We start from the raw sequence: 13,662 nt of genomic DNA on the forward strand, positions 1-13,662 counted from the left end.
CACTTCATTTACGGAACAAGGGAGTATCCGTGGAGAACACCGGATCGCTGTCACGACGTCAGATCCTGGCCGCCGCCGGATTCATCGGCCTCGCCGGCCTCACCGGGTGCGGCAGCGGCGACGACGGAGGCGACTCCAAGGACCTTTCCAAGAAGCAGAACGGCGCGATGAAGGAGTACCAGGCGGGCCAGCAGTTCAAGGCCGGCAAGGCGCTGTCCTTCTCCGTGCTGCACAACGACAACCCGGTCTACCCCCTCAAGAAGGACTGGCTGTTCTGGAAGGAGGTCACCAGGCGGACCGGGGTCACCATAAAACCCCTAGACGTCCCCCTGGCCGACTACGAGAAGAAGCGCAGCGTCCTCATCGGCGCGGGCGACGCCCCCTTCATCATCCCGAAGACGTACCACCCCTCCGAGGTCGCGTTCGTCTCGTCGGGCGCGATCCTCCCGGTCAGCGAGTACGTGCACCTGATGCCCAACTTCCGGGACAAGGTGAAGAGATGGAAGCTGGAGCCGGAGCTGGACTCCATCCGCCAGTCCGACGGTAAGTACTACCTCCTGCCCGGCCTGCACGAGAAGCCCAGGTCCGGATACTCGCTGTCGTTCCGCACGGACGTCCTCGACAAGCACGGACTGACCCTCCCCACGACCTGGGACGAGGTGTACGACGTCCTCAAGGCGCTCAAGGCGGAGTACCCCGACAAGTACCCGTGGACCGACCGCTGGAGCACCAACACCCCCTTCCCGTGCGGGGCGTTGTTCCAGTACCTGGGTCAGGCCTACGGGGTGAAGGCCGGCTGGGCGTACGACAACATCAGCTTCGACACCAAGGCGGGGAAGTTCGTCTTCACCGCGACCCAGGACGCCTACCGGCAGATGATCGAGTACCTGAGAAAGATCGTCGCCGAGAAGCTCCTCGACCCCGAGAGCTTCACCCAGCAGGACGACCAGGCCGTGCAGAAACTGCTGGCCGAGAAGTCCTATGTCATCAGCGCCAATCCGCAGGAGCTGGTGCAGAACTACCGCTACAACCTGGGCAAGCAGGTCAAGGGCTCGACCATCGAGATGGTCCCGGTGCCCCTCGGACCGGCGGGGCCGGTCCTGCTGAGCGGCATCCGGCTGGAGAACGGCGTCATGATCTCCAGCAAGGCCCTCAAGAGCGACACCTTCGTCGCGATGATGCAGTTCGTGGACTGGCTCTGGTACTCCGACGAGGGCCAGAAGTTCTGCAAGTGGGGCGTGAAGGACGTCACTTACACCGAGTCCGGCGGCACGTACACGCTGAAGCCCGGGATCTCGCTGATGGGATCCGACCCGGACGCCCCGAAGGACCTCCAGAAGGACTACGGCTTCTTCAACGGCGTGTTCACCTACGGCGGCAGCTGGGAGCTGGTGTCCTCCAACTTCAGCCCGGACGAGCAGAAGTTCCAGGACGTCATGTCCCAGCGCAAGGAACTCCCCGTCGACCCGGCCCACCCCCTTCAGTCCTTCGAGCAGGAGCAGGCGACGCTCTGGGACACCCCGCTCAAGGACCACGCCATCCAGAACACCCTCCAGTTCGTGCTCGGCAAACGCCCGATGTCCGAATGGGACGCGTACGTGGCCGAGTTGAAGGCGAAGAACATGCAGCAGCTCGTCGACCTGCACAACAAGGCGCACGAACGGTTCAAGAAGGAGAACGGGTGATCTTCCGCGTCCCCGCCGAGCCGTCCGGCCCCTTCTCCGACGCCTGGCGCCACTGCGTCGGCACCGGGAGGATCGAACTCGCCCTGCGGCGCGACTACCAGGACTCCCTGAAGCTGCTCCAGCGCGAGATCGGCTTCCGGTACATCCGGGGGCACGGACTGCTCAGCGACGGCATGGGCGTCTACCGGCCGTACGAGTGGCCCGAGGGTGTACGGGGTGTCCGGCACTCCTTCACCTACGTCGACCAGGTCGTCGACGCCTACCTGGAGCTCGGCATCCGGCCCTTCCTCGAACTCGGCTTCATGCCCGCGGAGTTGGCGTCGGGGGAGCGGACGGTGTTCCGGTGGCAAGGGAACGTCACCCCGCCCCGTTCGCACAAGGAGTGGGCCGCCCTGGTCAAGGCGACCGTCACCCACCTCGTCGACCGGTACGGCCTCGACGAGGTGCGGGGATGGCCCATCGAGGTGTGGAACGAGCCCAACCTGCCGGACTTCTGGGAGGGCGCGGACGAAAAGGCGTACCACCGCCTCTACGAGGTGACGGCGGCCGCGGTGAAGGAGGTGGACGCGGAACTCCAGGTCGGCGGCCCCGCGATCTCGCCGGGCGCCGACGAATGGCTGGACCGCTTCGCCGAGTTCGCCGAACGACGGAACGTCCCGGTCGACTTCGTGTCGAAGCACGCCTACACCTCGGGCCCCGCCCAGCACGTCCCCTTCGGCGTCCACCAGACCCTGGCACCCGCCCAGCACCTCCTGGACCAGTTCGCCACGCCCCGCGAGCGGCTCAAGGGCACCCGCCTCGCCGAACTCCCCGTCCACATCACCGAGTTCAACTCCTCCTACCGCCCCGACAACCCGGTCCACGACACCGCCTTCCACGCGGCCTACCTGGCACCGGTCCTCGCACGCGGCGGCGACCACGTCGACTCCTTCTCGTACTGGACCTTCAGCGACATGTTCGAGGAGGCAGGACCGCCGACCGTGCTCTTCCACGGCGGCTTCGGCCTGCTCACCCACCGACAGGTGCGCAAACCCGCGTACCACCTCTACGCCTTCATGGCCCGCATGGGCCCCGACCTGCTCACCCGCGGAGCCGACCACCTGGTCACCCGGCACCCCGACGGCCGGGTGACGGTCCTCGCCTGGGCGCCGGTCGACGCGAGCGGCGAGACACCCGGGCCGACTCGGCACCGGCTGCGCCTGTCCGTGCCGGTGCCGGGTGCGCGGGAGGCGTTCGTACGGCGGTCCGTGGTCGACGAGGAGCACGGCAACGCCCGCACGGCCTGGCAGCGGATGGGCAGCCCGCGCTCACCCGGCCCGCACCAGCTCGACGTGCTCCACGAGGCCGCCGAGCCGGGCCGACAGCACCTGCGGCTGCCGGTCGAGGACGACCGGACCGTACTGGACCTGACACTGGCCCGCCACGAGATCACGCTCGTGGAGGTGAGCCCGGTCGTGGAGGAGGCCCCGGAATGGTGGGACGAACGCCGACTGCTGGGGAGGGGGCCCCGGTGAGCCGGGTGGGCCGGGTACCGGCGACGGACGGTCGCAGCAGGGCGGGAGTGCACGGCACCCCGGCCGGTCCCATGTCGAGCCGCCCTGCGGCACGGACAGAACTGCGGGCCGGCCCTGCACCCACGGTCCGCGCCGACCGGCCCGGCACCGCCGCACACCGCCCGCCCGCCGGACAACGGCACCAGGACAGCCGCCCACCCCGTGCCCCCCACCCCACTCCTGCCTCCTTCGGCACCGGCTCCCTCTCCCGCGCCGCGGCCCTCATCCACACCCTCCTCACCGTCGAGGCCCTGCTCCTCGTCGCCGCCTCCCCGGGGCTGGCGGGTCTGCTCCTGCTGGGCCCCGCCCCCGCCAACCTCCCCCTCGCCGCCGTATGCCTGCTGCCCCTCGGCCCGGCCACGGCCGCCGCCGTGTACGCGCTCGACCACCGCGACCGCGACCTCACCGACCTCCACCCGGCCCGGTCCTACTGGCGAGGCTGGCGGCTCAACGCCGTCCCCGCGCTCAAGCTGTGGACACCCCTGCTGGCCTGGCTCACGGTCATCGCCTTCACGCTCACCCACTTCGCCGCCACCGGCCTGCCCGGCTGGTGGGCCGTGCTGCTCGCGGCCGTCGGTGCCGGCTCCCTCCTGTGGGGCGCGCACGCGCTCGTCCTCACCGCCCTGTTCGCCTTCCGGGCCAGGGACACCGCACGCCTCGCCGGCTACTTCCTGTTCCGGCACGGCCGCGCCACCCTCGGCGCCGCCTCGCTGCTCGTCCTGACGGCCGCCGGGACCGCCGTACTGACCGAGGCCCTGCCCGCCCTGCTGGCGGCCCCGCTGCTGCTGTCCCTGCTGCACAGCAGCCGCCCGGTGATCGCCGAGACCCAGGAGGACTTCACCGAATGAGCCCGTCGAGCTCCAAGATCCCCTACGGCGGCGACTACAACCCCGAGCAGTGGCCGCAGGAGGTCTGGGACGCCGACCACCGGCTGTTCACCGGGGCCGGCATCGACACCCTCACCGTCGGCGTCTTCTCCTGGTCCCTCACCCAACCCGCCGAGGACACCTACGACTTCACGATCCTCGACCGCATCCTCGACCGGGCGGCGGCCGAGGGCCGGCAGGTCTGCCTGGCCACCGGTACGGCCGCGCTCCCGCCCTGGCTCGCGCGCCGGTATCCCGAGGTGAACCGCACCGACTTCGAGGGCCGCCGGCACCGCTACGGCCAGCGCCACAACTTCTGCCCCAGCTCACCGGCGTACCGCAGGCTCGCCACGGAGCTGGCCGCACGGCTCGCCGAACGGTACGCGGACCACCCGGCACTGCTCGCCTGGCACATCAACAACGAGTACGGCGGCGTCTGTTACTGCGGCCTGTGCGCCGACACCTTCCGGGACTGGCTGCGGGACAGGTACGGCACACTCGACGCCCTCAACGACGCCTGGTGGACGACGTTCTGGTCGCACCGCTACACCGACTTCGCCGAGATCGAACCGCCGAGCGCCCTCACCGAGCACTGGCGGGGCCCCGACCACACCGCCTTCCAGGGCATCACGCTCGACTACTCCCGCTTCACCACCGACGCGTTGCTCGGCTGCTTCCTCGCCGAGAAGGAGGTGATCCGCGCCCATGACCCGGTCACCCCCGTCACCACCAACTTCATGGGCATGTTTCGCCCCCTCGACTACCACCGTTGGGCGCCCCACCTCGACTTCGCCTCCTGGGACAGCTATCCGCCCCTCGACGCCCCGCCGACCTGGCCCGCCCTGGCCCACGACCTGATGCGCGGCCTCAAGGACGGCGCGCCCTTCTGGCTGATGGAGCAGACCCCGTCCACGACGGCCTGCCGTGACGTCAACCCCCTCCGCAGACCGGGGGAGTTGCGCCTGGCCACCTACCAGGCGATCGCGCACGGCGCCGACGCCGCCCTCTACTTCCAGATGCGCGCCTCCCGGGGAGCCTGCGAGAAGTACCACGGAGCGGTCATCGGCCACGCGGGCCGCGACGACACCCGGGTCTTCCGGGAAGTCGCCGAACTGGGCGCGGAGTTGGAGCTCCTCGACGACGCCTCCCTGGGCGCCCGCACCCCCGCCCGCACCGCCCTTGTCTTCGACTGGGACAGCTGGTGGGCCCTGGAGATCTCCGACGGGCCGTCCCGACTGGTCAAGTACCAGGAGGTGGTCCACGCCTACTACCGGGCCGCCCGCGAGGCAGGCGCCGACGTGGACGTCGTCCCCCACACCGCCGACCTCACCCCGTACGACGTGGTCCTCGCCCCCGTCCTCCACATGGTCAAGGGTGACCTCGCAGCCCGCCTCGAAGCCGTGGCGGCACGCGGCGGCACGGTCCTCGCCACCTTCCTCTCCGGCCGTGTCGACGAGCACGACCGGGCCTTCCTCACCGACGTGCCCGGCCCCCTCGCGCCCCTGATGGGCATCCGGATCGACGAATGGGACGCCCGCGCACCGGAGTTCGCACAGCCCGTACCGGAGCTGGCCGCAGAAGGACGGCTCGTCTTCGAGATCGTGCAGCTCCGGGGCGCCGAGGCCATCGCCACCTACGGCTCCGACTTCTACGCGGGGACCCCCGCCGTCACCCGCAACCGATACGGGCAGGGCGAGGGCTGGTACGTCGCCACCGCCCTGGACCAGCCGGGCGTCGGCCAGGTGGTCCGCCGTGTCCTGTCCCGCCACGACCTCGTCGGCCCGTACGCCCACCACGAGGGTCTGGAGACGGCCACCCGAGTCGCCCCCGACGGAACCCGCCTGCTCTTCCTCCTCAACCACACCGACCACACAGCCGAGGTGAAGGCCCACACCACCGCCACCGACCTGCTCACCGGAGAACGGACCGAGGCCGGTTCCCCCTTCACCCTCGACCCGCGAGGCGTGGCGGTCCTCCGGCTTCAGTAGATCGTCCGCCCCCGCTCGTCCGGCACCCCCGACTTCCGGAAGAAGTAGCTGTTGACCTGATCGCGCCACTCACGGGCGCTCCGGAGCTGCTCCTCGAACCGCTCAGCCCCCCGCGCGTGCCGCTCCGGGTCCACGAGACCCGCCAGCGAGGCCCACACGTCCCGGGCCGCCTCCACCTCCGCCACGCCCTCGAAGTGCGTGTCGTAGATGTGCTGGATCACCGTCTTGCCGCTGTGCAGCGTGTGTCCGTACGACACGTGGTGGAAGAACAGCAGCAGCTCGTCCGGGCAGGTCTCCACCGACTCGTACAGCTCCGCCCAGGGCTTCGCGTACTGCCCCGCGTACCCCGTCCCGCTCGCCACGCTCCGGTCGACACCGACGCCGTCGCGGTCGGCGAAGTGATAGGTGCCCCAGGGGCTGTACTCGTAGCCGTCGACGCTCGGCCCGTAGTGGTGCCCCGGCTGGACCATGAACCCGACCCCGAGGGGAGCGGTGTACTTCTCGTACGTCCGCCACGATCCGTCCAGGATCGAACGCAGCCCCGCCGCGGCCTCGGGGCCGTCCCCGAAGGTGAGCCGGATCCAGTCGTCGAGGATCCGCCCCGGATCGGCGCCCGGCTCCCAGGCCAGCCGCCCGAACGTGTACAGGTTCGCCTGGGCCAGTGGATGCCCGGTCCAGAACGGGTCGTCCCCGACGTTGGACACGGCGACGAGCCCACCGCGCGCCAGCTCACCGACCGTGGACTCCCCGTCGATCCCGAAGCGCAGCACCTCGCTCCACATCGGCCCCAGCCAGCACACTTGCCGTTGCTGCCCGGTGTACTCCTGCGTCGCCTGGAGCTCCACCGCCAGCCGGGTGCCGGGCATCGCCCCGATCAGCGGGGAGACCGGCTCCCGCACCTGGAAGTCCATCGGACCGTGCTTGACCTGGAGGACGGCGTTGTCGGCGAACTCCCCGTCCAGCGGCACGAAATGGTCGTACGCGGCCCGCGCCCGGTCGGTCACGCGGTCCCGCCAGTCCTGGCGGTGGTCGTAGACGAAGGCCCGCCAGTGGACCGTACCGCCGTAGGGCTCCAGGGCGGCGGCCAGCATGTTGGCGCCGTCGGCATGGGTGCGCCCGTACGCGAACGGGCCCGGCTGTCCCTCGGAGTCGGCCTTCACCACGAACCCGCCGAAGTCGGGGATCACCGCGTACACCCGGGCGGTGGCCTGCGCCCACCACGCCGCCACACCCGTGTCGAGCGGATCGGCCGTGGGCAGGCCGCCCAGCACCATCGGCGCGGCGAAGGTCACCGACAGATGGACACGTATCCCGTACGGCCGCAACGCACCTGCGATGTCGGCCACTTCACCGATCCGGTCGGTCAGCAGCCGCGCCTCGGTCGCGTGCACGTTGACGTTGTTGACGGCCACGGCGTTGATCCCGCAGGCGGCGAGCAGCCTGCCGTACGCCCGCACCCGCTCCAGGTCGCCGCGCGCCCGTCCGTCCGCCCAGAACAGCGACCCGCCGGCGTACCCGCGCTCCACCTGGCCCATCACCGGGTGCACGGCCACGTTGTCCCAGTGGTCGAGCATGCGCAGCGCCAACCGCGGCTCGCGGAGCCTGTGTTGAGCGTCGCCGCGGAACGCCGCCTCCCCGAGCCGCACGACGTGGAAGAACCCGTACAGCAGCCCGCGCGCGCCGGACGCCGTGACGGTCGTACAGCCGTCACGGCGTCCGTAGCCGAAAGCCTCGCTGTCGTCGTCCCCGGTCAACTCCAGGACGAGATCGGGGTCTTCGCCCACGACCGCGCCCCCGAACCGCTCGCAGGCCCGGGCCACCTCGCCGCGGACCGTGTTCACCAGCGGGCCCGAGCCGCGGATCAGGGTCCGCCGGGTGCCGATCGGCCGGAACGCCCCGTCCGGCAGCCAGGCCGGATCGACACCCTGCATGGAACCCCCAACGCTTCGGCTCAGGCGAGCAGTTCGACTTCCGCGACCACCGCCTCACCGTCGAGCACGAGACGGTACTTCCCGTACGTACCCGCGGACCGCACGGTGAACGCCCGTGTCTGCCGGTCCCACGCGAAGGACTCCCCGGACCGCCGGTCGAGGGTCTTCCACGTGGTTCCGTCGTCCGAGCCCTGGAGCGTCCAGCCGGTCGGCGCCCTCGTACGGTCCGACGACGAGGTCAGCGTGTACTGGACCCCCTTGACCGCGCCGGACACCGGAAGGTCCACGCTGGTCACGGTCGCGTCCGTGGCCGACGTGTCGTCGAAGAGCGCCCCGTCCCCGGCGAGCACGTCCGCGCGCGGGGTCGGCACCTCGTCGTCCTGGGTGATCGACACCGGGGCCGCGTTCCTCCCCGTGCCCCACTTGGAGGGCCGCGGGCCCATGTCGAAGTCCAGGACGGCCCCCTCGGCCAGGACCGAGTGGGGGAGCGAAGTCGACGTCCACGGCTTGCCGTTGACCTTCAGGCCCCGCACGTACACGTTCCGCGCACTGTTCTTCGGCGCCCTGACCACCAGGTCCCGGCCGTTCTCCAGATGGACCGTGGCCTTGGCGAACAGCGGTGACCCGACGGCGTATTCGCCGCTGCCCATCACCAGCGGGTAGAAGCCCAGCGCCGAGAACAGGAACCAGGCCGACTGCTCGCCGTTGTCCTCGTCCCCGTGGTAGCCCTGCCCGATCTCGCTGCCGACGTACAGCCGCGACAGCACCTCGCGCACGTTCTTCTGCGTCTTCCAGGGCCGGCCGGCCGCGTCGTACATGTAGGTGACGTGGTGGGCGACCTGGTTGGAGTGGCCGTACATGCCCATCCGGACGTCCCGTGCCTCGGTCATCTCGTGGATGACCCCGCCGTAGGAGCCGACGAACTCCGGCGAGGCCGTCTCGGGCGTCGCGAAGTACTCGTCGAGCTTCTCGGCGAGGCCCGAGCGCCCGCCGTACAGGTTGGCGAGACCCCGGCTGTCCTGCGGGGCGGTGAAGGCGTATCCCCAGCCGTTGGTCTCGGTGTAGTCGTAGCCCCACACCCGCGGGTCGTAACTCGACGACTCGACACGCCAGTTGCCGTCGGCGTCACGGCCCTGGAAGAAGCCCGCGTTCTTGTCGAAGAGGTTCACGTAGTCCCGGGCCCGGTTCAGGAAGTACTCCGACTCCTCCCTGTAGCGCTTCTCGCCGGTCTTCGCGTACAGCGCCCGGCCCATCCGCGCGATCCCGTAGTCGTTGAGGTAGCCCTCCAGCGCCCAGGACAGGCCCTCGTGGGTGTCGGTGCTGGTGTAGCCGAGGAAGGGCGAGGTCTCCATGCCCTTGCGGCCCACACCGGAGGACGGGGGCACGACCGTGGCGTTCTTCAGGGCCGCGTCGTAGGCCGACCTCGCGTCGAAGTCGACGCCCTTGACGTACGCGTCCGCGAAGGCGACGTCCGAGGAGGTGCCGGTCATCAGGTCCGCGTAGCCGGGGGAGGACCAGCGCGAGGTCCAGCCGCCGTCCTTGTACTGCTGCACGAACCCGTCCACCATCTCGCCCGCTTGCGAGGGCGTCAGCAGGGAGTACGCGGGCCAGGTGGTGCGATAGGTGTCCCAGAAGCCGTTGTTGACGTACACCTTGCCGTCCACGATCTTCGCCCCGGTGTGCGTCGGGGTGTCGGGGGACGGCATCGGGGAGAACGGGGACGCGTACCGGTTTTTCGAACCCACCTTCTCGAAGCCGGAGTTGGGGTACAGGTACAGCCGGTACAGGCTGGAGTACAGCGTGGTCAGCTGGTCCTGCGTGGCGCCCTCCACCTCGACCTTGCCGAGGATCCGGTCCCAGGCGCGCTGGGCGGCCTTCTTGACGTCATCGAAGGACGTGCCGTCCGGGATCTCCTGGCGCAGGTTGTCCTTGGCCTGGTCGAGGCTGATGAGGGAGGTGGCGATGCGCAGGGTGACGATCCGGTCCTTGAACCGCAGGTACCCCTTCACCCCGCTGGACGCCCCGTCCACCACCGGCTTGTCGAACACGCCGTACACGAAGAGCCGGGTGGCTCCCGTCGACAGCCCGGACTTCACGTCCGAGTAGCCGGTGAAGGTCCCGCTCTCCTTGTCGAGCGTCAGCCCCGCCTGGTCCGTCACGTTGTCGAAGAGCACGCTCGCGTCGTCGCCCGGGTAGGTGAAGCGCAGGGCCGCCGCGTGGTCGGTCGGCGTCATCTCCGCCTTCAGCCCGTTCTCGAACCGCACCCCGTAGTAGTACGGCCGCGCGGTCTCGTTCTCGTGCCGGAAGGCCAGCTCCCGCGCCTCCCGGCCGGTGTCCGGGGTGCCGGAGGCGGCCGACGGCATCACCTGGAAGGTCTGCCGGTCACCCATCCACGGGCTCGGCTCGTGACTCGCGCTGAACGCCTGGATCGTCGGCAGGTTGTCGGCGTTGTTGGCGCGGGCGTAGTCGTACAGCCAGCTCAGCGAGGACGCGTTGGTCACCGGCGTCCAGAAGTTGAAGCCGTGCGGCACGGCCGTCGCCGGGAAGTTGTTGCCGCGCGAGAAACCGCCGCTGGAGTGGGTGCCCCGGGTGGTGAGCGCGTAGTCGGACAGATGCGCCTTGGGCTTCTCGGGCGCGGCCCGCTCCAGCGTGATGTCGTCCAGCCAGCCCCGGAACTTCGCCGGCCCGCCCGGGGAGTCGTAGGCGACGAGGATCCGGTCGACGGTCTTCCCCGCCGCGACCGACCCGATTCGTGCGACCACGTTGTTCCACTGGTTGACGTAGAGCGCCTTCGAGGCACCCTGCCCCTGGGGCGAGAGCGTGAATCCGTGCTGGTCACGCGCCCCGAGCCCGCTCAGGAAGGTGCCGTCGGTGAAGGCGAGGTCCACCGACACGTTGGTCGAGTCGTAGTCCCGGTCGCCGTCCACCATCGACGGGTAGATCCGGTACGACAGCCGGGTCAGCCGGTCGATGCGCACGTTCACGTCGAAGACCTTGTTGTACGAGTACGCCCGCCCCTCGGCGTTGTGCCGTCCGGCGTAACGCAGGGCCTTCTTTCCGGTGAACCCCGCGGCCGCCTTCGCGGTGGGCGATCCGGTCGGGCCGCGGTCGACCAGCGAGAGCATGTCCGGCGGGACCGGCCCATCGTTCGCCCCGGTGGAGAACTGCACGTCGGCGAGCTGGAGGATGCCCGGGGCGCCGTTGTTCGCGGTGATGTCGAGCCGGAAGTGCCGGTACTCGGCGACGGCGTCCGCCGGGATGTCGTACGACTTCGTCTGGAACCGCTCGGCGAAGCTCTCACCCGCGCGGGTGTCGAGGGTCTTCCAGTCCTTGCCGTCCGTGGAGCCCTTGAGCGTCCAGTCCCTCGGGTCGCGCTCGGCGACGTCGTTGGCCGAGGTGAGCGCGTAGGTGACCGCCTTCACCGGCTCGTCCAGGTCGAACTCCGCCCAGCCGGTGGACGCGAAGGCCAGCCACTTGGTGCCCGGCTCGCTGTCGGCCAGGTTCTCCTTCACCTCGCCGCCGGAGGCGTTCTCGGCGCTCGCCCGGACGTCGGTGACCCGGTCGGTGACATTGCCCGGGACACCGGTGCGGTAGCCGCCGTCGACACCGGAGGCCCGGTCGCCGTCGACCGTGCTGATCCAGTCGGGGGCCGGCTCTCCGGCCTCGAAGGAGGAGGCGAACCCCCCGGCGGCCGGGGCGGGAGCCTCGGGCAGGGCGACCGCCGCGCCCTGCGAGCCCACCGTCACGCAAAAGGCGGCCGTGATCACGACCGCCGTACTCCGTCTGAGCCGAGTTCTGTACCGATCCATCGGCGAGTACCCTCCCTGCAAGGACGGACAACGTTGTCACACAATCCGTGCAAGGATCAGTAGGGGCCCAAGTGGACAGTGGTGTCAAGGGCGTTGGCTGTGGCATTCGGGGCCTATGTCGCGGATTTTTCCGGCAAGCTTCGCGCGGGGCGCTCATATTTCCGCCAGGTCTCAACTCGAAAACACCCATGGCCAACATTGCATTCGATCTTGCTCCGCCCACCGGAAGTGGACTATACCTGTCGGCGATTCACCCCACTCGCACGAACCTCTTGCACGAACCTGCTTGACCTGACCGCGGTGCCGGGAGGATCCGGTTCACCGCCTGAGTCCTGGAGAAGGCGAGGACTTGAGCATGGGATCCACTTCCGCCGAGAACAGCAACAACGGCAGCGCGGGCGTAGGCCGCCGCGATCTGATCAAGCGGTCGGCCGCACTCGGCCTGATCTCCGTCCCGACGATGAGTTTCCTCTCCGCCTGCGCCAGCAGCGGCGGCGACGACAACGGTGACAAGGCCAAGGCCGGCAAGAAGACCGCGAAGAACCCCCTCGCGGTCAACGACACCGCGCAGATGGAGTTCGTCCTGTTCGACGGCGGCTTCGGCAAGGAGTACGCCGAGGACGCCGTGAAGATCTACGAGAAGAACTTCCCCAAGGCCACGGTGAAGTTCTCCGCCACCCAGAAGATCCAGTCCACGCTCCAGCCCCGCTTCAACCAGGGCACCCCGCCGGACCTCATCGACAACTCCGGCGCCGAGCAGATGGACATGGGCGTCCTGGTCGGCAAGAACCAGCTCGCCGATCTCACGCCGCTCCTGGACGCCCCGTCCTACGACGACCCGAACAAGAAGGTCCGCGACACCCTGCGCCCCGGCATCGTCGAGATGGGCCAGTTCGACGGCGACCCGGTGTGGATCATGTACTACGCGTACACGGTCTACGGCGTCTGGTACTCCCAGAAGGCCCTCGACTCGCTCGACGAGCAGTACCCGCAGACCTGGGACCAGATGCTCGCCGTGTGCGAGAAGGCCAAGAAGAAGGGCATGGCGGGCTGGACGTACGCGGGCAAGTACCCGTACTACCTCCCCTTCTCGCTCTACCCGATGATCGGCAAGGTCGGCGGCCGCGAGGTCCTCGACGCGATCGACAACCTGGAGCCCAACGCCTGGAAGAACCCGGCGGTCAAGGCCTGTTTCGACGCCTACTACGAGCTCTACAAGAAGGGTTACGTCCTCAAGGGCACCCCCGGTCTCGACCACATCCAGTCGCAGACCGCCTGGGCCCAGGGCAAGGCGCTGTTCATCCCGAACGGCTCCTGGGTGGAGAACGAGTCGGCGAACGTCATCCCCAAGGACTTCGACCTCGCGGTCTCCGCGCCGACCGGCATCGACTCCTCGGACAAGATGCCCTTCGGCACCATCTGGGCCTCCGGTGGTGAGCCCTTCATCGTCCCGGCCAAGGCGAAGAACACCGCGGGCGGCATGGAGCAGCTGCGCATCATGCTCAGCGAGGCGTCCTCGAAGAACTTCACCGCCAAGGTCAAGTCGCTGACCGCCTACAACGGCGGCACCGACGGCATCACCCTCACCCCGGGCCTCAAGTCCGGTGTGGCGGCGCTGGAGAAGGCCGGCGACAACGTGGTGAACCCGCGCATCCAGGACTGGTACGTCCAGCTCCAGAAGGAGCAGATCGGCGTGGCGGGCCTCGGCGAGATGATGGCCGGCCGGCTCACCCCCGCCGAGGCCATCAAGAAGATCCAGGGCTTCGCCGACGCGGCCGCGAAGGACTCCTCGATCAAGCACTACAAGCACCAGTAACCGGGCGGAGCAGC

7 protein-coding genes are annotated in these 13,662 nt (G+C 69.4%); 5 read left to right on the plus strand and 2 right to left on the minus strand.

Going from position 1 to position 13,662, the window contains the following annotated elements; all coding sequences use genetic code 11:
* The first annotated feature begins 29 nt into the window (after positions 1-29).
* The 4 genes from ABZ098_RS11135 (at position 30) to ABZ098_RS11150 (ending at position 6,092) form a co-directional block, all read left to right on the plus strand.
* The gene (locus ABZ098_RS11135) at positions 30-1,685 is read left to right on the plus strand and encodes an extracellular solute-binding protein (RefSeq protein ID WP_356589520.1); all 1,656 of its coding nucleotides are present in this window, start codon (positions 30-32) and stop codon (positions 1,683-1,685) included.
* Positions 1,685-3,199 (plus strand): xylan 1,4-beta-xylosidase, encoded by a 1,515-nt coding sequence (locus tag ABZ098_RS11140; protein ID WP_356590492.1) that lies wholly within the window; start codon positions 1,685-1,687, stop codon positions 3,197-3,199. Before ABZ098_RS11135 ends, ABZ098_RS11140 begins: the two co-directional genes overlap by 1 nt.
* Positions 3,200-3,270: 71 nt before the next feature.
* The gene (locus ABZ098_RS11145; protein ID WP_356589522.1) at positions 3,271-4,086 is read left to right on the plus strand and encodes a YesL family protein; all 816 of its coding nucleotides are present in this window, start codon (positions 3,271-3,273) and stop codon (positions 4,084-4,086) included.
* Positions 4,083-6,092, plus strand: a complete 2,010-nt coding sequence (locus ABZ098_RS11150) for a beta-galactosidase (protein WP_356589524.1) — start codon at positions 4,083-4,085, stop codon at positions 6,090-6,092. The genes ABZ098_RS11145 and ABZ098_RS11150 overlap by 4 nt, the downstream gene beginning before the upstream one ends.
* Here the strand turns inward: ABZ098_RS11150 and ABZ098_RS11155 are convergent.
* Positions 6,086-8,023, minus strand: a complete 1,938-nt coding sequence (locus ABZ098_RS11155) for an alpha-glucuronidase (RefSeq protein WP_356589526.1) — start codon at positions 8,021-8,023, stop codon at positions 6,086-6,088. The genes ABZ098_RS11150 and ABZ098_RS11155 overlap by 7 nt on opposite strands.
* A gap of 20 nt (positions 8,024-8,043) precedes the next feature.
* Complete coding sequence (locus ABZ098_RS11160; protein ID WP_356589528.1) at positions 8,044-11,832, minus strand: GH92 family glycosyl hydrolase; 3,789 nt, start codon at positions 11,830-11,832, stop codon at positions 8,044-8,046.
* Between the two features lie 355 nt (positions 11,833-12,187).
* Here ABZ098_RS11160 and ngcE point away from each other — a divergent pair, with 355 nt between their 5' ends.
* Complete coding sequence (gene ngcE, locus ABZ098_RS11165; RefSeq protein ID WP_356589530.1) at positions 12,188-13,648, plus strand: N-acetylglucosamine/diacetylchitobiose ABC transporter substrate-binding protein; 1,461 nt, start codon at positions 12,188-12,190, stop codon at positions 13,646-13,648.
* The last annotated feature ends 14 nt before the right edge of the window (positions 13,649-13,662 follow it).

Origin of the sequence: Streptomyces sp. NPDC006335 (assembly GCF_040612795.1) — a bacterium.
GTDB lineage: Bacteria > Actinomycetota > Actinomycetes > Streptomycetales > Streptomycetaceae > Streptomyces.